General features: G+C 61.4%; 25 protein-coding genes and 1 pseudogene. 13 read left to right on the top strand and 13 right to left on the bottom strand.

The features are described from left to right. Both DOU54_RS27960 and DOU54_RS07615 read right to left on the bottom strand, forming a co-directional pair. A pseudogene (locus DOU54_RS27960) lies at positions 1–899 on the bottom strand (hypothetical protein); the annotation flags it as partial. A gap of 70 nt (positions 900–969) precedes the next feature. After that, a complete protein-coding gene (locus tag DOU54_RS07615; protein ID WP_004443399.1) occupies positions 970–2268 on the bottom strand; it encodes an adenylosuccinate synthase in 1299 nt (432 codons plus the stop codon). 242 nt (positions 2269–2510) lie between these two features. Between DOU54_RS07615 and DOU54_RS07620 the strand changes: the two genes are divergently transcribed. Next, entirely contained in the window at positions 2511–3398 is an 888-nt protein-coding gene (locus tag DOU54_RS07620; protein ID WP_006700330.1) for a DMT family transporter, read from the top strand. 51 nt (positions 3399–3449) lie between these two features. On the opposite strand, the gene DOU54_RS07625 is transcribed toward DOU54_RS07620, so the two are convergent. After that, positions 3450–3983 carry a transglutaminase-like cysteine peptidase gene (locus DOU54_RS07625; protein WP_113380813.1) on the bottom strand — a complete coding sequence of 178 codons (534 nt, stop codon included), beginning with the start codon at positions 3981–3983 and terminating at the stop codon, positions 3450–3452. A 660-nt stretch (positions 3984–4643) separates the two neighbouring features. On the opposite strand from DOU54_RS07625, the gene DOU54_RS07635 reads away from it, so the two are divergent. After that, entirely contained in the window at positions 4644–5228 is a 585-nt protein-coding gene (locus DOU54_RS07635; protein WP_004443407.1) for a transglycosylase SLT domain-containing protein, read from the top strand. A gap of 245 nt (positions 5229–5473) precedes the next feature. Here DOU54_RS07635 and DOU54_RS07640 read toward each other — a convergent pair whose 3' ends face one another. The 5 genes from DOU54_RS07640 to DOU54_RS07660 form a co-directional block, all read right to left on the bottom strand. Further along, positions 5474–6088 carry an alpha/beta hydrolase gene (locus DOU54_RS07640; protein ID WP_113380775.1) on the bottom strand — a complete coding sequence of 205 codons (615 nt, stop codon included), beginning with the start codon at positions 6086–6088 and terminating at the stop codon, positions 5474–5476. Positions 6089–6225: 137 nt separating this feature from the next. Next, positions 6226–7170, bottom strand: a complete 945-nt coding sequence (locus DOU54_RS07645; protein WP_113731026.1) for a VOC family protein — start codon at positions 7168–7170, stop codon at positions 6226–6228. A gap of 160 nt (positions 7171–7330) precedes the next feature. Next, on the bottom strand, positions 7331–8407 hold the full coding sequence (locus tag DOU54_RS07650) for a siderophore-interacting protein (protein ID WP_048902747.1): 1077 nt from the start codon (positions 8405–8407) through the stop codon (positions 7331–7333). A 207-nt stretch (positions 8408–8614) separates the two neighbouring features. Next, on the bottom strand, positions 8615–9307 hold the full coding sequence (gene ung, locus DOU54_RS07655; protein WP_004443416.1) for a uracil-DNA glycosylase: 693 nt from the start codon (positions 9305–9307) through the stop codon (positions 8615–8617). Between the two features lie 18 nt (positions 9308–9325). Then, entirely contained in the window at positions 9326–9721 is a 396-nt protein-coding gene (locus tag DOU54_RS07660) for a VOC family protein (RefSeq protein WP_113731028.1), read from the bottom strand. 252 nt (positions 9722–9973) lie between these two features. On the opposite strand from DOU54_RS07660, the gene DOU54_RS07665 reads away from it, so the two are divergent. Further along, positions 9974–10330, top strand: coding sequence for a YbaN family protein (locus tag DOU54_RS07665; RefSeq protein WP_113380777.1), 357 nt, complete (start codon positions 9974–9976; stop codon positions 10328–10330). Positions 10331–10342: 12 nt separating this feature from the next. Here DOU54_RS07665 and DOU54_RS07670 read toward each other — a convergent pair whose 3' ends face one another. Genes DOU54_RS07670 through DOU54_RS07680 form a run of 3 tightly spaced genes read right to left on the bottom strand, consistent with a single transcriptional unit; the run spans position 10343 to position 13100 of the window. Then, on the bottom strand, positions 10343–11125 hold the full coding sequence (locus tag DOU54_RS07670; RefSeq protein WP_113380778.1) for a heme ABC transporter ATP-binding protein: 783 nt from the start codon (positions 11123–11125) through the stop codon (positions 10343–10345). Then, positions 11122–12210, bottom strand: a complete 1089-nt coding sequence (locus tag DOU54_RS07675) for a FecCD family ABC transporter permease (RefSeq protein WP_113380779.1) — start codon at positions 12208–12210, stop codon at positions 11122–11124. The genes DOU54_RS07670 and DOU54_RS07675 overlap by 4 nt, the downstream gene beginning before the upstream one ends. After that, positions 12207–13100 carry a heme/hemin ABC transporter substrate-binding protein gene (locus tag DOU54_RS07680; protein ID WP_113731030.1) on the bottom strand — a complete coding sequence of 298 codons (894 nt, stop codon included), beginning with the start codon at positions 13098–13100 and terminating at the stop codon, positions 12207–12209. The genes DOU54_RS07675 and DOU54_RS07680 overlap by 4 nt, the downstream gene beginning before the upstream one ends. A gap of 187 nt (positions 13101–13287) precedes the next feature. Between DOU54_RS07680 and hmuQ the strand changes: the two genes are divergently transcribed. The 6 genes from hmuQ (at position 13288) to DOU54_RS07720 (ending at position 17024) form a co-directional block, all read left to right on the top strand. Beyond that, positions 13288–13635, top strand: a complete 348-nt coding sequence (hmuQ, locus tag DOU54_RS07685) for a heme-degrading protein HmuQ (protein ID WP_004429958.1) — start codon at positions 13288–13290, stop codon at positions 13633–13635. A gap of 9 nt (positions 13636–13644) precedes the next feature. Continuing rightward, a complete protein-coding gene (gene hutX / locus DOU54_RS07690) occupies positions 13645–14169 on the top strand; it encodes a heme utilization cystosolic carrier protein HutX (RefSeq protein WP_022556829.1) in 525 nt (174 codons plus the stop codon). Positions 14170–14504: 335 nt separating this feature from the next. Continuing rightward, positions 14505–15281: a YbaY family lipoprotein gene (locus DOU54_RS07700; protein WP_077987252.1), complete on the top strand. Its 777-nt coding sequence runs from the start codon at positions 14505–14507 to the stop codon at positions 15279–15281. 206 nt (positions 15282–15487) lie between these two features. Continuing rightward, positions 15488–16372 carry a formyltetrahydrofolate deformylase gene (purU, locus tag DOU54_RS07710; RefSeq protein WP_113380781.1) on the top strand — a complete coding sequence of 295 codons (885 nt, stop codon included), beginning with the start codon at positions 15488–15490 and terminating at the stop codon, positions 16370–16372. A gap of 45 nt (positions 16373–16417) precedes the next feature. After that, the gene (locus DOU54_RS07715) at positions 16418–16714 is read left to right on the top strand and encodes a type II toxin-antitoxin system RelE/ParE family toxin (protein WP_113380782.1); all 297 of its coding nucleotides are present in this window, start codon (positions 16418–16420) and stop codon (positions 16712–16714) included. 4 nt (positions 16715–16718) lie between these two features. Next, entirely contained in the window at positions 16719–17024 is a 306-nt protein-coding gene (locus tag DOU54_RS07720) for an addiction module antidote protein (protein ID WP_004443440.1), read from the top strand. A gap of 11 nt (positions 17025–17035) precedes the next feature. On the opposite strand, the gene DOU54_RS07725 is transcribed toward DOU54_RS07720, so the two are convergent. After that, complete coding sequence (locus tag DOU54_RS07725) at positions 17036–18430, bottom strand: sensor histidine kinase (RefSeq protein WP_113380783.1); 1395 nt, start codon at positions 18428–18430, stop codon at positions 17036–17038. Continuing rightward, positions 18427–19107 (bottom strand): response regulator, encoded by a 681-nt coding sequence (locus DOU54_RS07730; RefSeq protein WP_004443444.1) that lies wholly within the window; start codon positions 19105–19107, stop codon positions 18427–18429. Before DOU54_RS07730 ends, DOU54_RS07725 begins: the two co-directional genes overlap by 4 nt. Positions 19108–19188: 81 nt before the next feature. On the opposite strand from DOU54_RS07730, the gene DOU54_RS07735 reads away from it, so the two are divergent. The 4 genes from DOU54_RS07735 (at position 19189) to DOU54_RS07750 (ending at position 23665) form a co-directional block, all read left to right on the top strand. Then, the gene (locus DOU54_RS07735; RefSeq protein WP_006700422.1) at positions 19189–20256 is read left to right on the top strand and encodes an ABC transporter substrate-binding protein; all 1068 of its coding nucleotides are present in this window, start codon (positions 19189–19191) and stop codon (positions 20254–20256) included. Positions 20257–20643: 387 nt separating this feature from the next. Further along, positions 20644–21552, top strand: a complete 909-nt coding sequence (locus DOU54_RS07740) for a Bug family tripartite tricarboxylate transporter substrate binding protein (protein ID WP_502695939.1) — start codon at positions 20644–20646, stop codon at positions 21550–21552. Further along, the gene (locus DOU54_RS07745; RefSeq protein WP_035210454.1) at positions 21549–22043 is read left to right on the top strand and encodes a tripartite tricarboxylate transporter TctB family protein; all 495 of its coding nucleotides are present in this window, start codon (positions 21549–21551) and stop codon (positions 22041–22043) included. Before DOU54_RS07740 ends, DOU54_RS07745 begins: the two co-directional genes overlap by 4 nt. Positions 22044–22147: 104 nt before the next feature. Continuing rightward, the gene (locus DOU54_RS07750) at positions 22148–23665 is read left to right on the top strand and encodes a tripartite tricarboxylate transporter permease (RefSeq protein ID WP_004443452.1); all 1518 of its coding nucleotides are present in this window, start codon (positions 22148–22150) and stop codon (positions 23663–23665) included. The last annotated feature ends 11 nt before the right edge of the window (positions 23666–23676 follow it).

The raw sequence follows: 23676 nt of genomic DNA on the forward strand, positions 1-23676 counted from the left end.
AACCGCTGATCCGCATCGTCCCGCCTTTCGGGATCCAGCGTCACTTCCGGTTCCTGATAATGATGCGCGGGATAATCGGCAACGAGCGGATGCTCATCCGCCTCGGCGCGCCTGTCGGCATAATCGTCCGCCGCGCGCAGGTCCTCGTCCCGCGCCTCATCCAGCTTGCGCCAGTCATCTTCATCCACCGGCTGCGCCCAGTGGGCCGGAACGGACGCATCCTCTGCGAGCGGTGCGGTTTCGAATTCACGATCATGCTCGTCGGCCGAACGATAGGCCGGCTCTTCCTCCGCACGGGTGAAATAGGTTTGATGCACCTCGTCGGAAGCGACGGGCGATACCGGCGCCACGGGCGCGGGCGCCTCATAAAGCTCTTCCGGCTCGGCTTCGCCATGCTGTTCTACGCGCGGCTCTTCGTGTGGCTCAGCGTAAACCTGCTCATCCCGCTCGGCTACGGGCGTTTCACGGCCGGGTTCTTCTTCGGTGGCCTGCTCTTCGTAGACCGGCTCGCGCTCGTCGGCCTCGACGGGAGCGGGCTCTTCATAAACCTGCTCCGGCGCTTCGTGCGTAACAGGCTCGGCGGCATGCGCCGCGCGGTCGTCTTCTTCGATTTCGTGCTGGTGGTAAGGCGCAGCCGCGTCTTCGGCGACGGGGGAGAACGCGTCATCCTCCTCCAGCGCCGGAAGCGCCTCGGCATATTCGCTGTCCACCTCGGCAATGGCGGCGTCCAGCTTGGCGATCTGCCGGCGCAACAATTCTTCCGGCGGACGTGGCTTCATATTCTCGAGCTGGCGCACAACCGCACTGCGCGCCTTGTCGTAAACCTTCGCCCGGTTTTCGGGAGTATTGTTCGCCAAGCCATCCACGGCCTTGCGAATGACTGCTACAAAATCCGCCATAAGCACTTTCTCGTCGTGACCGGCGACGTACCGGCCCGATATGGTTTATGAATCTAGATCGCCGAGGACATTAATCCTCAAACGGATCAGTCACAAGTATGGTGTCGTCACGCTCGGGACTTGTCGACAGAAGCGCAACCGGCGCCCCGATCAGTTCCTCCACCTGCCGGACGTATTTGATTGCCTGAGCAGGCAAATCCGCCCATTTTCGGGCACCGACGGTAGATTCTTTCCAGCCTTCCAGCGTGATGTAGATCGGCTCCACACGCGCCTGCGCGCCCTGGCTGGCCGGAAGATGATCGATTTCCTGCCCGTCAAGCTTGTAGCCGACGCAGATTTTCAGCTCATCCAGACCGTCGAGAACGTCGAGCTTGGTGAGCGCAATGCCGGTAATGCCGTTGGTGGCAACCGACTGGCGCACCAGCGCGGCATCGAACCAGCCGCAACGGCGCTTGCGGCCCGTGACGGTGCCGAATTCATGACCCTTTTCACCCAGGAACTGACCGATTTCGTCATTGAGTTCGGTCGGGAACGGGCCTTCGCCAACGCGCGTGGTGTAAGCCTTGGTGATGCCGAGGATATAACCCAGCGAACCAGGACCCATGCCCGAGCCGGCAGCGGCCTGGCCGGCTACGGTGTTGGAAGAGGTCACATAGGGATAGGTGCCGTGGTCGATATCGAGCAGCGAACCCTGCGCGCCTTCAAACAGGATGCGGGCACCGGCGCGGCGCTTCTTGTCGAGCAGCAGCCACACGGTTTCGCTGAACGGCAGGATGCGCTCGGCAATCGAGCCCAGCTCTTCCATGATCGTTTCATGCGAGACTTCGGCTGCACCGAAACCGCGACGAAGTGCGTTGTGATGCGTCAGGATACGATCGACCTTGGCGGAAAGCGCCTCCATGTCGGCGAGATCCATGACGCGGATAGCGCGGCGGCCGACCTTGTCTTCGTAAGCCGGGCCGATGCCACGGCGTGTGGTGCCGATCTTGGTGCCGCTGTTGGAGGCGGCGTCCTCGCGCATGCCGTCCAATTCACGGTGCAGCGACAGAATGAGCGTGGCATTGTCGGCGATACGCAGGTTTTCCGGGGTAACCTTGACGCCCTGCGCTTCCAGACGGCCGATTTCGGCGATCAGCGCATGCGGGTCGACGACGACGCCATTGCCGATGACGGCGAGCTTGCCGGGACGCACGACGCCGGACGGCAGAAGCGAAAGCTTGTAGCTGACACCATCAATGACAAGCGTGTGGCCGGCATTGTGACCGCCCTGGTACCGCACGACGACATCTGCCCGCTCGGACAGCCAGTCAACAATCTTGCCTTTGCCTTCGTCGCCCCATTGCGAGCCGACCACCACAACATTCGTCATTTCTTGCTTTCCTGCTCATGGCGCTTGCACGCCCGATAACCCGATGGGAAACCCAAACCCGCGAATGTATACTGTGTTGTTTTACGGAAAGCGACCCTGTTTCTTATGGAGAATTTTGCTTTTTCCGTGACAAGCCGCGGATTTCCCGCATTATCTCGCCCCGTGGGCGGCCAAGCGCGGGTGCAAGGCCGCCGCTCACCCCTCACCGTTTTCCCGCCCTTATGAAGAAGCGAAACATCAGCGTGCCTTCGAAAGCCTATATCGCCCTCATCATCGCCACGCTCTGCTGGGGCGGCAACACTGTTGCCGGCAAGCTCGCCGTCGGCCACATCAGCCCCATGGCCTTCACCTTCCTGCGCTGGGTCTTCGCCGTCGCCATCATCTTTGCCATTTCAGTGCCGCAGTTGATCAAGGACTGGCCGGTGGTGAAAAAACGCCTGCCCTATTTTTTCGTGCTCGGCAGCGTCGGTTACACGGCCTTCAACGTATTTCTCTACACCGCCCTGCAGCACACCTCGGCCATCAATGCCGCCGTCATACAGGCCGGCATTCCCATGGTCATTTTTGTTCTGAACTTCATCCTGTTCCGTACCCGGGTGCTGTTCGGCCAGATCGCCGGTTTCTGCCTGACCATTGCAGGCGTGGCGCTGCTCGCCTCGCATGGCGATCCGGTCTCGCTGCTGCAACTGGAAATGAATGTCGGCGACGCCGTCATGCTGCTCGCCGTGCTGGTTTATGCCATCTACACCGTCATCCTGCGCTGGAAACCCACGGTCGACTGGCGGACGCTGATGGCCATCCCCGCCTTTTTCGCACTGCTTACGTCGGTACCGCTGGTCTTCTGGGAAATGTCGCGCGACAGCGTCGTCTGGCCGGATCAGAAGGGCTGGGTGCTGGTGGTCTATGCCGCCATTTTTGCGTCGCTCATCGCACAGATCCTTTACATCAAGGGCGTGGAACAGATCGGCGCCAATCGCGCCGGCCTGTTCATCAATCTGGTGCCGGTTTTCGGCACGTTGCTGTCGGTCGTCGTGCTCAGTGAGACCCTGCACACCTACCAGATCGCAGCGCTCATCATGGCGCTGGCCGGCATTGCCGTGGCGGAACGAAAAAAATCGCCGGCTTCCTGAACCCACAGGGTCAGAAAACCGGCGCAGTCTGGCAGGCATGAAAGGATGGGTTTAAAGCGCGGTTTCGCGCTCGACCGGAGAAAGGGCGACATTGCCAAGGACGATATCGCCCTTATCGGTGGTGACGATCAGCACTTTTTCGAGCGATCCGTCATTGTTCAGCGAAAAGGCAAGGCGCAACGCACTGGAAGACCAGCCAGCGCCGGCAAGGGCGGCGCGCTTGATCGCGGCGCAGTCACCGCAATCCCCAAGGTTTGCAGAAGGCGTTGCCGGAAGATCGGTTGCGAGACCGGAAAAATAATCGTCGAGCGCGCCCATGGTGGTGTTCACATCGCGGTTGACGCGCAACAGTTCCTCACGTCGCTCGGCCGTCAGCGGCGCCGCGATGGTCGAAACGCATTGACCGGCGGAAAGGACGCAGCCATCGAAACCATCAGGTGCGGAAACACCAATCTGCGTAACGGCGGACTTCTCGACGGCGGCAAAACCGCGGGCAAAACCGGCAGCGCCAGCCGCGTCGGCATGGTTGGACATGGAAGCAACGGCAATTCCGCAGATGGCGGCAGCAATAATCTTCTTCAGCATTTTCATACCCCGTTTTGCGATCCGCCGGCTTGTGCCGGTCTCGATTTAGTTGTGAAGCATCTCTTTCAAGGGACGTTCTCTGTCTGTGATCCCACAATGGCACAACACTGTTTTCAGCCGCTTTAAGCCGATTGCTACAATTTTACCGGTTTTCATTTTTGTACAGCGGGCACGATTTATGAACATGCGCCGGTATCGTCGCCGCGGATTCCGCGGCAACGTCGGGAAGAGAAAAAGGGGCCGCATCGCTGCGGGGGTATCAAAGGGTGGCAGAGGGTTTTGCAAACGATGCAGCCCCGGCTTCAAACACATGGCCCGCCCGCCAAACCGGTTCCTGTTTGGAGGATGGGCATATGCCGGCCGCCTTGACCGTGACATCGGGAAACTCCCCGGTTTAGGCCGCCTGCCCCGCCCATCCTGCGCCGCGCGCACGCCTGATGACCGGTATGGGCAAAGTATAGTCTGGCTGGCAGCACCGGGGACGCGCGGGGATGACGCATTCTGAAAAAAGGCGCCGGGAGGTGGTTTCGCCCCATCCCGGCCACAGGAATTTTCAGCGGGTTAACGCCCGCCCGATCGGCGGCATTTGAATTAACCTTGTCTTAAAACCCGACGTTAATGGTTAGCAATTTAAGAATAACGGAACGAAAGGGTTCCGTTATGCGTGGCGTATTTGCCGTTGTTTTCCTGATGCTCGTTCTCGCCGGCTGCGCCACCGCACCGTCGCAGGTGACCAATGCCTGTGCGATTTTCGAGCAGCGCAACGGCATCTTCAACAATTGGCGGCGTGATGCGAAAGCGGCAGAACGAGAGTTCGGCGTGCCCGTGCCTGTCATGATGGCGACGATCTATACCGAATCCGCCTTCCGCCCTTATGCGCGGCCTCCGCGCACCAAGCTGCTGGGCTTCATTCCCTGGAAACGGCAATCGACGGCCTATGGCTACGCCCAGGCACTCGACGGCACATGGAGTGTTTACCAGCGAGAAACCGGCCGCTGGTCGGCAAGCCGTACCGATTTCACCGATGCCATCCACTTCGTCGGCTGGTATCACGCCAAGAGCCGCCGCGAAAACGGCATTGCACTGAACGATCCCTATAACCTCTACCTTGCCTATTATTCCGGCCATGCCGGTTATGCGAAGGGTAGCTGGCGCAACAATTCAGCCGTCCAGAAGGCTGCCCGCCGCTCCGCCAACATGGCGTTGCGTTACGAGGCGCAGTTGCAGCAGTGCGGGTATCGTTGAGGCTGGGCGGGACGAGGCTGGTCTAGGGATTACTTGACGGAGCAGTAAATCCCTCCTCCGTCATCCTCGGGCTTGAGCCGAGGATGACCTTGAGTTTGGGCGAATGCACATCATCCGCGCCCCGTCACCCCGGACTAGATCCGGGGTCCAGTGCGATCAAGTCCTCGATCGCGAAAGACTCTTTTCACGGCACAGACGCGCCGTGGCTGGATGCCGGGTCAAGCCCGGCATGACGGAAGACAGCATCACTCCCCGTAAACCGAGAGAAATTCCCGCACGGCATCAATCTCGCTGGAGCGAATTTCATGCCCGCCCGGATGCCATACCGTCTCCACGGTTCCACCCTGCGCCTTCAGGCTCTGTTCCAGCGCCTTGGTCAGCGGCACCGGGCAGATCGGATCGCGCTCACCCGCCGTGATCAACACCCGGCGTGTGGCTTTGGCAGGGGAAATCTTCGGCTCGAACGGGATGAGCGGATGCATCAGTACTGCGGCATCGAAAAGCTCGGGTTGTTCGACCAGCACATTGGCGAGAATATTCGCGCCATTTGAAAAGCCGAGACCGATGATTGGTCCGGACTGGTAATGATCGCGGTTTGCCTTGACGAAATCCGCCAGCTTCTCGGTTGCCCGGGCAAGATCGGCCATGTCGTAAACGCCCTCGCCCGTGCGCCGGAAGAAACGCGCCGCGCCATGTTCGGAAACATCGCCGACGGGTGAGAGGACGGTGGCCTGCGGCAAAATACGGGAGCCAAAGTCGAAGAACTGGTTCTCATCGCCACCCGTGCCATGCAGTACCAGGAAAAGCGGCGCACCGGCGGCACCGGCGCGGGATTTGTGGAAATAGGTTTCCTTGTTCATAGGATAGTCCTTTCTGGAAGGAGAGGTTTAACGGCTTCGGCTTCTTCAGCCATGTGGAGCGAGCGCGTGCCGCTTATTTCTTCTCCCCGCCGGGGAGAAGAAAGCGCGGCAACATCCTGCCAAAAGCCATCGAGCGATTAAGCAGCCTTCTCATCCCCCAGCGGCTCCAGATGCTCTTCCAGCACGGAGCGCAGATGCGCATGCTGGGTCGGCAGCTTCAGCGCCTCGCCGAGATGGGCGGTGTCCTCGTCGCGGTCGAAACCCGGCTCGTTGGTGGCAACTTCAAACAGCACGCCGCCCGGCGTGCGGAAATAGATCGCCCAGAAATAATCGCGGTCGATGACGGGTGTCACCTGATAACCGGTGTCCATCAGCGCCTTGCGCACCTCCAGCTGCTTTTCGCGGTTTTCGACCGCAAAGGCGATGTGGTGCACGGAGCCAGCACCCAGCCGCGCGCCTGATATATTCGGCATGGTTTCGATGTCGATGACATCGGCACCGTTGCCGCCGGGCATACCAAGGCGCAACACGCCGTCCTGACGGTCGACTTCCTGATAACCCATGAATTTCAGGAGCTCGGCCGTCGCACCTTCATCGCGAAGTCGCAGCGACGCACCCTGAAAACCATGGATCGCCTGATCCTGACCGACGCCATTGCCGATCCACTGCGCACGGCTGTCATCCCTGACCTCGACCAGCGCAAAACCGTCACCATCGGGGCCGGCGAAATGCAGGCGCTTGTTTCCAAAGGCTTCGTCGGCCTTCAGGCCATCCACGCCGGCCTTCGAAAGACGCTCCTGCCAGTAGCCGAGCGACCCGTCCGGTACGGAAAACAGCGTCGTGCCCACTTCGCCGGTGCCGGGACGGCCGCGGGCGATATGTGGAAACGGGAAATAGGTCATGACAGAGCCGGGCGTGCCGACTTCATCGCCATAATAGAGATGATAGACATCAGGCGCGTCGAAATTGACCGTCTTCTTTACCCGGCGCAGGCCGAGCGTATCGGTGAAAAAACTGTTGTTCTGGCGCGCGCTCGCCGCCATGGATGTGACGTGGTGCAGGCCCTTGATCTGGTTGAGCATGATAAACCCCTTCTTGCCTGGCGGGCCGCATGGTTGGGCCCGTCCTTTTCATGGCGTAAAGATGGGGTAACAGTGCTCTCGGGCATAGAGTGGACAACGGGAACGGATTGTTCCCGAATGGTGAACGATAAAACCGACTGTTCAACGACCGATGGGCCAGTCAATGATCGTCAGCGACACCCAGGCTCCAGTAACCGACCGCGCGCAGAGCAGCTTTCGGCACGGAAATCTCGTCGGTAAGGAAGGATTTTGCCGCCCTCGCCTCGGATTTTTCGCAGGCGACAAAGACGTGCAATCCTTCATGGTCCCCGCTCCAGGCATGGTCGCGCAGCGCTTTTTCAATAAGGCCGGCGGTGCCGGCGGCCTTGCCGCGACGATAGAGCCATGTCCACTCGACATTTGCCGCGCAAACGATTTCCTGCCGCTCGGCTTCGTCATCGATCTCGGCATAGACGCTGAGCTTCTTCCCGGCCGGCATTTCGGCCGCCATGCGCAGCATCACCGGCAGCGCCGTCTCATCGCCGGCAAAGACATAACGTTCGGCCTCCGGGCAGACACCGCTCGGGCCGATGATGCCGAGAACATCACCGGGCCTGGCCGTTGCGCCGAATGTCGCGCCCGGCATGTGGTCACCCTCATGCATGACGAAGTCGATATGGACTTCACCGCGCGCGATATCGCCGGAACGGATGGTGTAGACGCGGCGCGTGAGAAGATCCTCGCCCGCCGGCCAGACGATGGCCCCGGTGGGCGCAAGATAAGGCCAGACCGGCGCTCGGGCCTGATCCGGGACCAGAAGCAGCCGCACATGCATGCCGCCCGTCATCAGCCTTTCAATGCCGCTTTCGACGGAAACCACCAGCCGGCGCATATGCGGCGTCAGATTATAGGCGCGGGCAATCTTGCCGACGAAAAGATTGGGCAGTTCGCGCTGCTGCGCGCCATGGCCGCTCCAGCGGAAATCCAGCCCCGTCTCCCCGGAAAACTCGACAATATGCTCGGCCACCATGGCCTTGACCGACATCAATATATGTTCGGAAATGCAGCTGACGCTTGCGGCGAAACGACCGCCTTCTGCGCTGAAGCGGCCATGGCCGTATTCGGTCTTGAACCGAACCGTCGCGCCTTCGCGCTCCATCTCCATATGCTCGGAAAAATGATCCTCGAAAGCATCGACGATCGACAGCGGATCGGGCAGTGAGACGGAGGTTTCGGCAGACAGGAGAGACACGGGCATAATCCTTCACTTCATAGTCTAGTATTCTTTAGACCGGAGGCTGCCGCGCGTAAAGACATTTTGGTTTTGAATCCCGTCATGCCGGACATGATCCGGCATCCAGCCAGCCCAAGTCTTTGGGCTGAAAGGACTCTTCTCGCCGCGCAGACACGCGTCGGCTGGATTCCGGCTCACGGCCGGAATGACGGAAGTATATGCAGGGAGGGCTTACACCGATTCCGGCAATTGCCAGTCGATCGGGTCGCGGCCATGGGAGATGAGAAAGGCATTCGCCTTGGAAAAATGGCCATTACCGAAAAAGCCGTTATGGGCGGAAAGCGGTGACGGGTGCGGCGAGCGCAACACCAGATGTTTGCGCTGGTTCACAAAGGCCGCCTTCTTCTGGGCATAGGAACCCCAGAGCAGGAAGACGACATGGTCGCACTCGTCGTTGACGGCGCGGATGACGGCGTCGGTGAATTTTTCCCAGCCCTGCCCCTGATGCGAGGCGGCGCGGGCCTCTTCCACCGTCAGCACGCTGTTGAGCAGTAGCACGCCCTGTTTCGCCCAGCTTTCCAGAAAACCGTGGCCGACCGGGCGAATGCCGAGATCGGCCTGCAATTCCTTGTAGATATTGACGAGCGAGGGCGGGATGCGCACGCCGGGCTGCACGGAAAAGCACAGTCCATGCGCCTGGCCGGCGCCGTGATAGGGGTCCTGCCCCAATATGACGACCTTCACCTCATCGAGCGGTGTCAGATCGAGAGCGCGGAAATAGTCCGCGCCCTTCGGGAAGATACGCTTGCCGGCTGTCTTTTCGGCAAGCAGGAACTCTTTCAGCTTTTGCATGTAGGGGCTGGCGAATTCTGCGGAAAGCACGCGCTTCCAGCTGTCTTCGAGTTTAACGCCTGCCTCTGCCATGCCTGCCTCCATCAGAGCTTATTTGAACCGGTTGCCGCGCTGCAGCACTTCGATCTTGTAACCATCGGGATCGCAAATGAAAAAATATTTTGCGAAAGGCTGGCCCTTGTAATCGGCCTCGATGATCTTGCCGGGGGAAAGCCCGATCTCGTTGAAGCGCTGATGCTCGGCGTCAACATCGGCAACGCTGACGGCGAGATGGCCATAACCGTCGCCCAGCGCATAGGGCACTTCGCGGCCGCGGTTGACGGTCAGCTCCAGCTCGAAATCGCCCTCGGCATTGCTGAGAAAGATCAGCGTGAAATTCTCGAACTCGGCGCGTTCCGCCACTTCAAGCCCGAAAGCCTGTTTGTAAAATTCCACCGAACGCTTTTCGTCCAGCACCCGGACCATCGAGTGGATCAGCTTGGCCATGGTGTTTTCCTTCTTCTTCCTGTTGACGGCCCGGTTATGCTCCGGGCATCGCGGCCCAAGGGAATAAGGATTGCGCGCTGCGCTTTCAACCCTAAAGGCACGTTAAGGCAGGACAGACCCGCCCGATCACGGCAAATGTGATGGCAAAAACCCCTGGTATTTATGGTGCGGCCGGGACATGCGGCAAAGGGACCCCATGGTTTTGAGCCCACCGCTCTATCCTGAGTGGTGAACTCATGATACCGCCTAGGCATGCGCCTTTTATACCTCTGTCTTGGCTGGCTGATGGTCGCGACCGGCATTGTCGGCGCGTTTCTTCCCGTGTTGCCAACCACGCCGTTCCTGCTTCTGGCGCTCTGGTGTTTTTCCCGTTCCTCGCCGAGGCTTGAAGCCTGGCTGCTGTCCCACCCCAGGTTCGGCCCTTCGTTGCGACGCTGGCGCGAACGCGGTGCAATTGCCCGCCACGCCAAGATCGCCGCGCTTTCAGCTATGGCGGTGAGTTACGCCGCCTTCTGGTTTCTGAGCGAGCCGCCGCCGCTGCGGGCGACAATCGTCGCCGCCGTCATGCTCGGCTCCGCGCTTTTCATCGCCACGCGGCCGGAAAGCTGAAGGCAGGCTCTGCTAGCGATGCCGCGACTGCGGCAGAACGTAGGGAATATGCCGTGCCGGCAGCCGGCCGACAACGCCGCCAATGCCGTAAACCCGGGCGATCGTCTCGTCGCTGATCGTTTCCAGCGAAGGACCGCTTGCCGTCACCCGCCCGCCATGCATGACGATAAGTTGATCGGCAAACTCCGCCGCAAGGTTGAGGTCGTGCAGGATGGCGAGCACGAGACCGCCGCCCACTGCAAAATCACGCGCCGTTTCCAGCACGGAGATCTGGTGGCCTATATCGAGGCTGGCCGTCGGCTCATCAAGGAAGAGCGCCCGCGCCTCGCCATTTTCCACCGGGTTCGGCACCTGCGCCAGCGCCCGGGCAAACTGCACGCGCTGCTGCTCGCCGCCGGACAGCATGTTGTAGGAGCGTTGCTCGAAACCGCACAGCCCCGCTTTGGCAAGCGCCCGGCGGGCCTGTTCCTCCGGCGCCCGGGATCCCTGCGCCACCGCCCCCATACGCACGATCTCCAGCGCGGTGAAGGGAAAGGCAAGCTGGGTATTCTGCGGCAGCACGGCACGCAGACGGGCAAGCTGCACCGGCGTGAATTGCGGCAGGGCGACATTATTATAGGTCACCGAACCGGCTTCCGTGCCCATCTCGCCCGAAAGAACCTTCATCAGGGTCGATTTGCCCGCACCGTTCGGACCGATGATGACATTGACCCTGCCCGGTTTCAGATCGACGCTGACACCATCGAGCAGACGGCGGCCGGAGCGGATGAGGGTGATGTTTTCAGCGCGGATCATGGCGTGTTCCGCATGGAAAAACCGCCGCGTCCGAGCAGCAGGAACAGAAAGACCGGCGCGCCGATGAGCGCCGTGACGACCCCGATCGGCAATTCTGCCGGTGCGGCCACCGTGCGGGCGAAACTGTCGGCCAAAAGTAGCAGTGCAGCGCCACCCAGCGCCGAGGCCGGCAGCAGGAAACGGTGCGACGGGCCGATGGCGAGACGAAGCAGATGCGGCACGACGATGCCGACAAAACCGATGGAACCGGCCGCCGCCACGCTCGCCCCACAGGCGGCGGCAACGGCCAGAATGACGATCCGCTTCAGCCGCTGCACGGGAATGCCCATGTGGAAGGCAGCAGCATCGCCAAGGATCAGCGCATCCAGCCCGCGTGCGACGAAGGGAATGATAGCAAGCACGACGATGATGAATGGCAGGGTGGCCAGCACCTTGGCGGGCGTCGCCCCACCCAGCGAACCGAGCGACCAGAAGGTGATGTCGCGCAGCGCCCGGTCATCGGCCACGAAGATCATCAGCCCGGTCAGTGCGCCGCTGATGGCGGCCACGGCGATGCCAGCCAGAATGAGCGTGGTGGTGGAGGTCGCGCCGTCCTTGGTAGCGATCAGGTAGAGCACCCAGGTGTTCAGGAGCCCGCCGAAGAATGCCATGATCGGCAGGAAATGCGGGCCGAAAAACACGGCAACCGCGGCAAGCGCGCCTTCCCCCAGCGAAATCGCCGCAACAGCAAACAGCGCCGCACCCGAGGTGACACCGACAATGCCCGGATCGGCCAGCGGATTGCGGAAGAGGCCCTGCATCATCGCACCTGAGACACCAAGTCCCGCGCCGATCAGCATGCCAAGCGCCGTGCGCGGCAGACGCACGGCTTCGAGGATGACCCTGTCACGCGCATCGAGCTGATCCGCGCCGCCGGTGAGATAGGCAAGGAGTTCGGAGATGCCGACACCCGTGGGGCCGCTGACGAGCGATACGCCACAGGCAAACAGCAGGATGCCGACGAGCACGGCAAGGGTGAAGCCCCCCTGGCGAGATCTGTCGCCCGCAACTGCGGCCCCGGTGGAACTCAAGACGGCAAAGCTCACGGCTTCACCACATCAGGGTAAAGCTTGTGCGCCAGTTCACGACCTGCAACCGGCGTGCGCGGGCCGAAACCGATGAGATAAAGCCCGTCCATGCTGATGAGGGCCTTGCTGGCGGCGGCAGGCGTGGATTGGAAGGCGGGAAGCGCGAAAGTCTCATCCGCCTTGGCCGCATGGTCGCCGCGCGCCATGTTCAAGACCACGTCGGGTGCCGCGGCAATAACCGCCTCATCCGTCAGCGGCTTGTAACCCGTGATCTCCTCAGCCGCATTGATACCGCCTGCCATTTCGATGATCGCTGCGGCTTCCGTATCCTTGCCCGCCGCCATGATGCGGCCGCCGGCGGTGGAAAGCACGAAGAGAACGCGCTTCCTGCCCTTTTCCGGCACGGCCGCCACATCCTTGGCAAGGGCATCGAGCCCGGCCTTGGTCTCCGCAGCCAGCGCCTTTGCTTTCTCCGAGAGACCCACGGCCGCGCCCACATCCTCGATCTTCTTCGGGATGGCATCACCGCTCGGCGGTGTATCGATGGTGACGAAAGGCACTGCACTTGCCTTGAGAATGGAAATGACATCGGCAGGGCCGGAACCATCTTCGGAGAGAATGAGATCGGGCTTTTGCGACAGAATGCCCTCCGAAGAAAGCGCCCGCATATAACCGACGTCAGGCTTTGCAAGCGCATCGGCCGGATAGCTGCTGGTGCTGTCGCGCGCCACGATACGGTCTCCTGCGCCCAGCGCATAAAGGATTTCCGTAACCGTACCGCCCAGGGCAACGATGCGTTTAGCCTCCGGATTACCCTTGTCCGAAGCCATGGCGGCCGGCGCGGCAAAGGCAATTGCGGCGGGCACGAGGGCGGCGAAAACAAAGGAACGAAGACGGGAATTCAACATGGCGTTATCCTGAAAAAACGACCCGGCGCAGGTTCACCCGCGCCACTAATCTTGAGTTATTTACACATGTTTATACGCCGCGCAATCGATAAGTGGAGTATTTTTGTTCGCTTTGGCGTGAACCCCTTCCCAACCCCGTCCGCGGACGATATCCTGACTGAAACAGGAAACTTAAAGGGAGACTTTCATGTTTATCGCAATGAACCGCTTTCGCGTCGTGCCGGGTTACGAAGACACATTCGAATCCATCTGGCGCGAGCGCAAATCGCATCTGAGCGAATTGCCGGGCTATATCGAATTTCACATGCTGAAGGGCCCGAAGGCGGACGATCACACGCTTTATGCCTCGCACACCGTCTGGGCCACCAAGGACGATTTCCTTGCCTGGACCAAATCCGAACAGTTTCGCGCCGCCCATGCCAAGGCCGGCGAAAACCGCGGCAAGGTGGAATATCTCTCCGGTCCGCATTTCGAAGGTTTCGACGTCATCATCCACGAAGACAAGAATGGCGAGCGCCGTTCGATTGCCGCCTGAGGCTAACCGATGAGCATTGCAGTCCAAAAGACGGAAGACGACAGGCGGGCACGCGCCGCCGCCGCGCTCGCTGAAAAACCTGATGGCATCGTGGAGGCCATCGCCTCCAAGGCCGAGGTGACGCCGGCCGAGATTTTGGCGATCCTGCCGGAAGGTGCGGCCGTTTCCGCTGCCGCCGACCGCTTCGATGCGATCTGGAACGAGATGCGCGGCTGGGGTGAAATCCTGATGATCGTGCAGACCGGCGATATCGTGCTGGAAGTGCCGGGCCACCTGCCGGAAGGCAGCGAAAGTCACGGCTGGTTCAACATCCACGGCGACAGCCCCATCGGCGGTCACATCAAGAAGGACAATTGCGCCGGCATCACCTTCGTCGACCGCGGCTTCCACGGACGCCGCTCCTGTTCCGTCTGGTTCATGAATGCCGCCGGCGGCGCCATGTTCAAGGTGTTCGTCCGCCGCGACGAGAACAAGGAGTTGCTCGCCGAACAACTGGCGAAGTTCGAAGCGCTGCGGAACGGTTTCCGCGGCTGAGAGCTGAGCGGAGGCCGCCGGCAAGGAGTTGCTCCCTTGGACGATGCGGCCTCCCACCACCCTCATTCCTGTGCTCGTCACAGGAATCCAACCAGCCCAGGTCCTTCGGCTGAAAAGAATCTTCCCGCCACGCAGACGCGTGTCGACTGGTGTCCTGTGACAAGCACAGGAATGAGGGCGGAGGGGATGCAAATGGCATAGATCCTCCCGTCGGTCCCTTGCCATCCACACCAAATGTCCACCTGACCGGATTTGAAAATCCGGTTCATCGCACGTTCAGTGCCGTTTTTTATCATCCGGTTCAATTCCACCGGAACCAGCACGGAGCAAGCACCATGACCGACCACCAGCCCCTTCTTTCGCGCCGCAGTTTCGCCGGTCTTCTCGCGCTTGCCCCGCTCTTTGCGGCAGGCGGCGCGGCGGCGGCACCGGCGAGCCTGCGCGGCAGCGTCTCCTATCGCGAACGCATCGCCCTGCCGCCGGGCGCAACCGTTACCGTGCGCCTGATCGATGTGTCGCTGGCGGACGCGCCGTCACAGACGATTGCCGAAACCACCATTCGCCCGCGCGGCCAGGTGCCGGTGCCCTTCGTGCTGCGTTATGACGACCGCGACATCCGTGGCCGCCGCTCCTATGCGCTGAGCGCCGAAATCCGCGACCGCGACCGGCTGCTCTTTACCACCACCCGGCGCTATTCCGTCCTGACCGGTGGCCGCGACGATACCGATCTCGTGCTGGAGCGCGTCGGCGCCGGCCCGGGCCGCCCGGAGCCGGAAGCCGGTATCGATGGGAGCTGGCTGGTGCAGGAAATCCGCGGCGAGAGGGTTCGCGGCCGCCGGCAGGCGACGCTGGAAATCTCCCGCGAAGGCCGCGTTTCCGGAAATGCCGGCTGTAACGGCATCGGCGGTGAAGTGAAGATCAACCGTAACCGTGTCGATTTCGGCCGGATGATTTCCACCCAGATGGCCTGCGCGCCAGACATCATGCGCCAGGAGCGGCAGTTCATCGAAGCGCTGGAAGGCGCCCGCTCCTTCAGGCTGGAGCCGCGCCGCGGCGCGCTGGAACTGCTCGACGGCCGCGGCCGCACGGCAATGCGCCTGCGCCGCGCCTGAGGTTGGCGACCGCCCCCGCAAAAGCCCCGCGTCGCCGTGCTGGCCATGGAACATTCCATGTCGCTTCCGGCACGGCGCACTTCCCTTTCCCGCCCTATGACTTTGACTGCGTTCGTCTTGACGCTTTGCTCCACCGCGGAGCTGCGCTATGGAACGCGCCGAACTGCGCCGGCTGATGCCGGCGCGACGTCTTTGAGGGAAAACGAATGACATCCTATGTTTTGACCGTAGCCTGCAAATCGACCCGTGGCATTGTGGCCGCGATTTCCGGTTATCTGGCGGAAAAAGGCTGCAACATCGTCGACAGTTCGCAGTTCGACGACCTCGAGACCGGCAAGTTCTTCATGCGCGTCTCCTTCATCTCAGAAGAAGGCGCCACCCTTGAGGCCATCACCGACGGCTTCAAGCCGGTGGCGGAAAAATTCGGCATGGAGGCGGATATCTATCCGGACGGCCAGCGCATGAAGACGCTTTTGATGGTCTCCCGTTTCGGCCATTGCCTCAACGACCTGCTCTATCGCTGGAAGATCGGCGCGCTGCCGATCGACATCGTCGGTGTCGTGTCCAACCATTTCGATTACCAGAAAGTGGTCGTCAACCACGACATCCCCTTCCACCACATCAAGGTGACGAAGGAGAACAAGCCGAAGGCCGAAGCCCAACTCATGGAGCTGGTCGAGACAACAGGCACGGAACTCGTCGTGCTCGCCCGCTACATGCAGGTGCTCTCCGATGACCTCTGCCGCAAGATGTCAGGCAAGATCATCAATATCCACCACTCCTTCCTGCCGAGCTTCAAGGGCGCGAACCCCTACAAGCAGGCCTATGAGCGCGGCGTGAAGCTGATCGGCGCGACAGCGCATTATGTAACAGCCGATCTCGACGAAGGCCCGATCATCGAGCAGGACACGGTGCGGATCACCCACGCGCAATCAGCCGATGACTACGTTTCGCTTGGTCGCGACGTGGAAAGCCAGGTGCTTGCCCGCGCCATCCACGCCCACATCCACCACCGCACCTTCATCAACGGCAACCGCACCGTGGTCTTCCCGCCAAGCCCGGGAAGCTATGCTTCCGAGCGGATGGGGTGAGTTAACCGTCATTGACGGAATGACAACCAGGGTTTACATTTGGCCATGCTCACGATCCGGGAAACAAGCGAGTTTGCCGATTGGCTTGCCGGTATGCGCGATCTGCAGGCGCGTGCCCGCATCGCACGGCGCATTTACAGGCTGGCAGACGGCAATCCAGGAGACGTAAAGCCGGTCGGCGAAGGCGTCAGTGAGCTCAGGATCGATTTTGGACCCGGATATCGGGTCTATTTCTTCCGGAACGGCGATGTCGTGATCATATTGCTGTGCGGTGGCGACAAGGCATCACAGTCCCGCGATATTGCCAAAGCCAAGAAATTGGCCCGAGCACTCAAGGAATGAGACCATGCCACTTGTGACACGCGATTACGATGCTGCCCGCTATCTTGATAGTGACGAAGCACTTGCCGCCTACATAGCAGACGCCACTGAGAACGGCGACGCACAGGAGCTTGCCCACGCTCTCGGCGTCGTGGCGCGAGCCAAAGGCATAACCGATCTTTCGAGACAGACCGGCCTTCCCCGTCAGACGTTGTACAAGGCGCTCAGCGGCGAGGGAAACCCCGAACTGGCAACGATCGCCAAGGTCGCCGATGCATTGGGCTACAAACTTTCCCTGGTGGCGAAATCACCTGCGGATACAGCCGCCTGACAACCCGCAGTCTACGATGCGTTCTCCGCTCCATCAAACACCACCCGCGCTCTCAGCCCACGCCCACCCGCACCATCCTCCAGCATCAGCCGCCCGCCGAACAGCCCGGCGATCTCCTCGATGATCGCAAGGCCGAGGCCGGCGCCGGGGGCCGCGTTTTCTTCGCCGCGGGCGAAGCGCTGGCGCACCATGGCGCGTTTTTCAGGCGGGATGCCTGGGCCGTTATCTTCCACTTCCAGCCAGACGACGCCCGTCTCCCTGCCCACGCGGACGGTGACTTCCGCGCCGCGACCGGCATAATTGATGGCGTTGGAAACGAGGTTGCCGATCAACTCGCCGATCAAGAGCGGTTCGGCGAGAATGGTCGCCTCGACCTCGCCTTCGAAACCGAGATCGATACCCGCCTCAGCGGCCCGCGGCACGAAATCGGCCGTCACGTTCTGCGCCACAGCCACGAGGTCTATCGCGGAAAAATCATGTTTCTCGCTGGAGCCGGCAGCATCGATATTGGCCATGCGCAGAAGCTGGGCAAGAATATGCTCGGCATGGGCAACGGACGCCCCACCCTTCAGCGCCGCCGCCTGCGCTTCCTCAAGGCTGGCGGCGCGGGCGGAAAGAGCCAGCTGGGTGCTGATGATGGCAAGCGGCGTGCGCAGCTGGTGGCTGGCATTGCCAGTGAAATGCCTGAGCGCATCCAGCGCCGATTGCAGCCGCACCATGAAGGAGTTGACCGTCTCCACCAGATTTTCCACCTCGACAGGCACGGATTGGCGGATGGGGTGCAGATCGTTCGGGCTGCGCTCGGCAATGGCTTCACTGAGCCGGTAAAGCGGGCGCAGCGAAATCGTCACCGCGATCCAGACGATGATCGCCGCCCCGACGATCATCAAAAGCAGGCGCAGCGCCGAGCGCAGGATGATTGCCTGCGCCAGCTGGCTGCGGGCAATGGTGGTTTCGGCAACCGTGACGGAAAAGGGCACGGAATTAATGCCAGTGGAAGCGAAACGCCTGATGGCAGCGATGCGGATCGGTTCATCTCGGAACACGGCATCACGATAGGCGGGCGTATCACCCTTCGGGTTCGCGACCGTCGGCAGGTTCTGATAGCCGGTGAGGAATTGCCCGTTCGGCCCGTCGACACGGTAAAACACCCGGTCCTGGGCAGCCGATGTCAGCATTTCCAGCGCCACATAGGGAATGTCCACTTCCAGCGAACCGTCCTCGGCCACCACCACCCGCTCGGCAATGGCGAGCGCTGAACCGGAAAGCACCCGGTCTGAAACCACATTGGCGGTGTTGACCGCCTCGCGCCATGTATCGGTCAGCGCAACGCAGCCGATGATGGCGGTGGAGATGAGGAGCCAGCCTAGAAGTCGCCGCCTGAGCGAATAGGCGGCCTGTATCATTCAGCCATCTCCGGCAGCTTTTCGAGATAATAACCGATGCCGCGCGCCGTCTTCACCGTCAGCCCGTGCGGCGCGAGCCGCTTGCGCAGGCGGCTGACATATTGCTCGATGGCATTTGCGGAAATATCGTCGTCGAAACCTGTCAGTGACTGCACGATCGCCTCTTTGGCGACAACCTTGCCCGCCCGCATGAACAACACCTCCAGCAGCGCCACTTCGCGCGCCGGAATATCGAGCGGGCGACCGTCCGCCGAAAAGGTGCGGGAATTAAGATCGAACAGCACCTTGCCGAAACTCAGCGCCGAAGAGCGCAGCCCCGCATTGCGGCGCAGAAGCACCCGCACCCTCGCCTCGAATTCGGTGATATCGAAGGGCTTGATCATGTAATCGTCGGCACCGAGATCGAGCCCCTTGACCTTTTCTTCCGGCGTGCCGCGCGCCGTCAGGATCAGCACCGCCGCCTTGTCCTGACGCGATCGCATGGAGCGCAGCACCTCGATGCCATCCATTTCCGGCAGGTTGAGATCGAGAATGACCAGATCGAAACTTTCCGCTGTAATTGCCGCATCGGCGGAGGCGCCGTCGGAAACCACGTCCACCGCATAACCGCTGCCGCGCAGAAGCGCCGAAAGCCCTTCCGACAGCACCTGATTGTCCTCGACCAGCAAAATACGCAAATCTTCCTCCTGCAACATTGCCGAGTTTAACCAGACCCTTACCGCTTGTGAATGGCCAGCGCCTGCGGCATGATCTTTTCCATGCGTATCTGCCTTCTTCTCTGTCTCTGTCTCTGCATGGCCTCGCCTGCGCTTGCCCAGGCCGTCGTTTTTCCGGCTCCCTCCGGCAAGGCGGATGCGCAGACACTGGTGGTCTATTCCTCGCTCGACGAACCGCTGGCGACCCCGATGATCGAGGGTTTCCAGAAGGCCAATCCCGATATTGCCGTCCATTATGAGGATATGCTGACCGGCGAAATCTACGACCGTATCGTCAAGGAAACCGACGCCGGCAAGAAGACCGCCGATTTCGCCTTTTCCTCGGCCATGGACCTGCAGGTGAAGCTGAGCAATGACGGTTATGCCCAGCGGTCGGATCTCGCCATGAGCGCCCGCTGGCCCGCCTGGGCGAACTGGCGCAACACCGCCTATGCGCTGACCTTCGAGCCGGCGGTTTTTGTCTATCACAAGCCAAGCTTCACCACCGAAAAGCCGCCCGCCACCCGCGCCGAATTTGTCGATTATCTCGAACGCCACGCCAAAGAGGTGCATGGCCGTATCGCGACCTATGACATCGAACGCTCCGGCGTCGGCTTCCTGTTCATGTCACGCGATCAGGAACAGTTCGGCGATATATGGAGCGTCATCAAGGCCATGGGTGCCGCGGGTGTGAAGGTTTATTCCACCTCCTCGGCCATTCTGGAGCGCGTCTCCGACGGCCGCTTCGTGATGGGTTACAATATTCTCGGCTCCTACGCGGCAGACTGGGCCTCACGCCACCCGGATGTCGGCATCGTTCTGCCGAAGGATTATACCGTCGTGATGTCGCGCATCGGGCTGGTGCCGGAAGCCGCAGCCAATCCTGAACTCGGCCGCCGCTACCTCGAATTCTTCATGTCCAAGGAAGGTCAGACGATCATGGCCCGGCAATTGCAAATCCCCGCCGTCAGCCCGGAAGTGGCGGGCGAAAACACGGCGAACACCATGCAGGCCATCCACGGTGCGCAATTGCGGCCGGTCCCGGTCAGCCCCGGCCTGATGGTCTATCTGGATCAGGTCAAGCGCACCCGCCTCATCGAGCGTTGGAACGAGGCGCTGCGGTCGCAGTAGGTTTGAGCGCCCCCACCATCCCTCAGTCCTGTGCCTGTCACAGAAATGAGGGTGAAGCAGGCTTCAAAGGCGCAAAACAAAGCCGTCCACACGCCACAGTGGACGTCCGGCACAAATTAATAGAGAGTAAATGCGCAAGGACTTGCGTTGCGTCAGTTAGATGACAGCTTTTTGTGATGCTCTGCAATCCTTCTTCATTCCGTGGAGGCGGAAGAAGATGCGGGAGGAAATCTTGAGGATTGCCAAGGCCCAGCGTTGAGTACTCAGCGTCGGCACAGATGCGCCCTGAAGCCCCTTCCGCATAAACGAAAAACGACGCCCAAAAAGGGCATCCTGAGGAGGGTTTTCTACGTGAAACATTTTCTTATCGGCACATTTCTGGCGGGCATGATCGCGCTTCCGGCGGCTGCGGCAGATTACACCGTCATCGCACCGGCCAATCCCGGCGGCGGCTGGGACCAGACCGCGCGCTCGCTGCAGAGCGTGCTGCAGGAAGAAGGCATTTCCAAGAGCGTTCAGGTGCAGAACGTACCGGGCGCCGGCGGCACCATCGGTCTTGCGCAATTCGCCAGCCAGCAGAAGGGTAACCCGCACGCCCTCATCGTCGGCGGTTACGTCATGGTTGGCGCGATCCTCACCAACAATGCGCCCGTGACGCTGAAGGAAGTAACCCCGATCGCCCGCCTGACCGGCGAATATGAAGCGATCGTCGTTCCGGCATCCTCGCCGCTGAAGACCATCGGCGATCTCATCGACCAGCTCAAGAAGGACCCGGGCAGCGTGTCCTGGGGCGGCGGCTCTGCCGGCGGCACCGACCATATCGCCGTTGGCCTGATTGCCAAGGCGGCCGGCGTCGATCCGACCAAGATCAACTACATCGCCTATTCCGGCGGCGGCGAAGCACTTGCCTCGATCCTCGGTTCGCAGGTCACCGCTGGCGTTTCCGGCTATGGCGAATTCGAAGGCCAGGTGAAGGCCGGCACGCTGCGCCTTCTCGCCGTCACCAGCGAAAACCGTCTTGAGGGCGTCGACGCACCGACGCTGAAGGAAAGCGGTCTCGATGTCGTGGTTCAGAACTGGCGCATGGTTGCGGCCGCTCCCGGCATTTCCGCCGATCAGGAAAAGGCCATCAATGCCGACGTCGATAAGCTGGTGAAATCCGCCAAGTGGCAGGAAACCCTGAAGACAAAGGGCTGGATGGATACCTATCTCGCCGGTGACGCCTTCAAGGAACAGCTTGCCAAGGACACCGCCGCCACCGAAACCATCCTCAAAGACATCGGACTGGTAAAATGAGCCAGGGTTCCAACCCTTCGCATGATCAAAAGCGTCGCCCCGACTGGGCGGCGCTGGTCATCGCCGTCGCCCTCGTCGCCGTTGCCAGCGTCATCTTCTGGGATAGCGCCCGCCTTGCCAGCGTCACCGGTTATTCCCCTGTCGGCCCGGCAACAGTACCCTACGCCATCGCCTTCTGTCTTGTCGGACTGGCGATCTGGACGGCCGTCGAGGCCTGGCGCGGTGATTTTCCCGAGCGCGACAGGCAGGAAATTGCCCCCGTCGTGTGGGTCATTGCCGGCCTTGCCGCCCAGATGCTGCTGCTGACAGTTGCCGGCTTTTCCATTGCCACCGGTCTGCTGTTCGCCTTCACGGCACGCGCTTTCGGCAAACGCAAGCTCTGGTTCTCGATACCGGTCGGCATTGTGCTGAGTTTTGCCATCTGGATCGTTTTTGCCCAGCTGCTGCAGCTTTCGCTGCCCGCCGGACCTCTGGAACGGCTGTTCTTCTGACAGCCATTCCAACCATATTCGAGATCACAGGAACCGCCGGCGCGCACTGACGCCAAAGCCAGCCGTTCCGCCCGCCCTTCCGCTCGACAGGGGGACATCTGTCCATGAGTACCTTTGAATTCCTGCTGCACGGTCTTGAGGTTGCTGCCCAACCCATGAACCTGCTCTACGCGCTGATCGGCGTGACGCTCGGCACCGCCGTCGGCGTTCTGCCCGGCATCGGCCCCGCCTTGACCGTCGCGCTGCTACTGCCCGTCACTTACCGGCTCGATGCTGCCGGTTCGCTCATCATGTTCGCCGGCATCTATTATGGCGGCATGTATGGCGGTTCGACCACCTCCATCCTGCTCAACACGCCGGGCGAAAGCGCCTCGATCGTGACCGCGCTAGAAGGCAACAAGATGGCCCGCAAGGGCAGAGGCGGACCGGCTCTTGCCACCGCCGCCATCGGCTCCTTCGTGGCCGGTCTCATCGCCACCATCGCGCTTGCCTTCGTCGCCCCCTACATCGTCAAGCTGGCGCTGGTCTTCGGCCCACGCGAATATTTCGCGCTGATGGTGCTGGCTTTCGTCACCGTTTCCTCCGCCTTCGGCGATTCGGCGCTGCGTGGTCTCACCTCGCTGTTCATCGGCTTTGCGCTGGCCATCGTCGGCATCGACCAGCTGACGGGCCAAACCCGCATGAGCTTCGGCATCCCCGACCTGCTCGACGGCGTGGAAGTCACGACGCTTGCGGTCGCCATGTTCGCCATCGGCGAGACCCTGTTCATCGTGGCGCAGGGCCAGAGCGGCGACGACAAGGTCGAAGCCGTCAAGGGTTCGGTCTGGATGAGCGCGCAGGACTGGGCGCGTTCGTGGAAGGCTTGGCTGCGCGGCACCCTGATCGGCTTCCCGATTGGCGCGATGCCTGCCGGCGGCGCTGAAATCGGCACGTTCCTGTCCTATGCCACCGAAAAGAAGCTGACCAAATATCCGGAAGAATTCGGCAACGGCGCGATTGAAGGCGTTGCGGGTCCGGAAGCGGCGAACAACGCCTCGGCTGCCGGTACGCTGGTGCCGCTCCTGACGCTCGGCCTGCCGACGACGGCAACAGCGGCCATCATGCTCGCCGGTTTCCAGCAGTTCGGCCTGCAGCCCGGCCCCCTGCTGTTTGCCACCAATCCGCAGCTGGTCTGGGGCCTGATCGCCAGCCTCTTCATCGCCAACCTGATGCTCTTGGTGCTCAACCTGCCGCTCGTCGGTCTCTGGGTGAAGCTGCTGACCATTCCGAAGCCCTGGCTTTACGCCGGCATCCTGCTGTTCGCAACGCTCGGCACCATCGGCGCCAACCCGTCGGTGTTCGAACTCGGCATGCTGCTCGCCTTCGGCATCCTCGGCTACATCATGCGCATCTTCGGGTATCCGATCGCGCCTGCGGTTGTCGGCCTCATCCTTGGCCCGCTCGCCGAACAGCAGCTTCGCCGCGCACTGGCCATCGGCCAGGGCGACCCGACCGTGCTGTTCACCTCGCCGATTGCCGTTGGCCTGTTCATCGTCGCGGCAGCCGCCTTCATCATTCCGCTCATCATGCGTATCCGCGGCCGTGGCGAGGTGCTGACGCAGCTTGCCGCCAACGAGGATTGAGAACCAAAGAA

The organism is Agrobacterium sp. MS2, assembly GCF_003261015.1.
In the GTDB taxonomy this organism is placed as follows: domain Bacteria; phylum Pseudomonadota; class Alphaproteobacteria; order Rhizobiales; family Rhizobiaceae; genus Agrobacterium; species Agrobacterium pusense.

Bases quoted from the DNA above. Each gene is read 5' to 3' on its own strand.
- ung (WP_004443416.1), bottom strand. From the start codon at position 9,307: ATGGCAGAGGCAGGCGTTAAACTCGAAGACAGCTGGAAGCGCGTGCTT.
- DOU54_RS07680 (WP_113731030.1), bottom strand. From the start codon at position 13,100: ATGTTGAATTCCCGTCTTCGTTCCTTTGTTTTCGCCGCCCTCGTGCCC.
- DOU54_RS07625 (WP_113380813.1), bottom strand. From the start codon at position 3,983: ATGCTGAAGAAGATTATTGCTGCCGCCATCTGCGGAATTGCCGTTGCT.
- DOU54_RS07745 (WP_035210454.1), top strand. From the start codon at position 21,549: ATGAGCCAGGGTTCCAACCCTTCGCATGATCAAAAGCGTCGCCCCGAC.
- hutX (WP_022556829.1), top strand. From the start codon at position 13,645: ATGAGCATTGCAGTCCAAAAGACGGAAGACGACAGGCGGGCACGCGCC.
- DOU54_RS07615 (WP_004443399.1), bottom strand. From the start codon at position 2,268: ATGACGAATGTTGTGGTGGTCGGCTCGCAATGGGGCGACGAAGGCAAA.
- DOU54_RS07640 (WP_113380775.1), bottom strand. From the start codon at position 6,088: ATGAACAAGGAAACCTATTTCCACAAATCCCGCGCCGGTGCCGCCGGT.
- DOU54_RS07715 (WP_113380782.1), top strand. From the start codon at position 16,418: ATGCTCACGATCCGGGAAACAAGCGAGTTTGCCGATTGGCTTGCCGGT.
- DOU54_RS07725 (WP_113380783.1), bottom strand. From the start codon at position 18,430: ATGATACAGGCCGCCTATTCGCTCAGGCGGCGACTTCTAGGCTGGCTC.
- purU (WP_113380781.1), top strand. From the start codon at position 15,488: ATGACATCCTATGTTTTGACCGTAGCCTGCAAATCGACCCGTGGCATT.
- DOU54_RS07720 (WP_004443440.1), top strand. From the start codon at position 16,719: ATGCCACTTGTGACACGCGATTACGATGCTGCCCGCTATCTTGATAGT.
- DOU54_RS07660 (WP_113731028.1), bottom strand. From the start codon at position 9,721: ATGGCCAAGCTGATCCACTCGATGGTCCGGGTGCTGGACGAAAAGCGT.
- DOU54_RS07650 (WP_048902747.1), bottom strand. From the start codon at position 8,407: ATGCCCGTGTCTCTCCTGTCTGCCGAAACCTCCGTCTCACTGCCCGAT.
- DOU54_RS07740 (WP_502695939.1), top strand. From the start codon at position 20,644: ATGATCGCGCTTCCGGCGGCTGCGGCAGATTACACCGTCATCGCACCG.
- DOU54_RS07735 (WP_006700422.1), top strand. From the start codon at position 19,189: ATGCGTATCTGCCTTCTTCTCTGTCTCTGTCTCTGCATGGCCTCGCCT.
- DOU54_RS07635 (WP_004443407.1), top strand. From the start codon at position 4,644: ATGCGTGGCGTATTTGCCGTTGTTTTCCTGATGCTCGTTCTCGCCGGC.
- DOU54_RS07750 (WP_004443452.1), top strand. From the start codon at position 22,148: ATGAGTACCTTTGAATTCCTGCTGCACGGTCTTGAGGTTGCTGCCCAA.
- DOU54_RS07670 (WP_113380778.1), bottom strand. From the start codon at position 11,125: ATGATCCGCGCTGAAAACATCACCCTCATCCGCTCCGGCCGCCGTCTG.
- DOU54_RS07700 (WP_077987252.1), top strand. From the start codon at position 14,505: ATGACCGACCACCAGCCCCTTCTTTCGCGCCGCAGTTTCGCCGGTCTT.
- hmuQ (WP_004429958.1), top strand. From the start codon at position 13,288: ATGTTTATCGCAATGAACCGCTTTCGCGTCGTGCCGGGTTACGAAGAC.
- DOU54_RS07645 (WP_113731026.1), bottom strand. From the start codon at position 7,170: ATGCTCAACCAGATCAAGGGCCTGCACCACGTCACATCCATGGCGGCG.
- DOU54_RS07665 (WP_113380777.1), top strand. From the start codon at position 9,974: ATGCGCCTTTTATACCTCTGTCTTGGCTGGCTGATGGTCGCGACCGGC.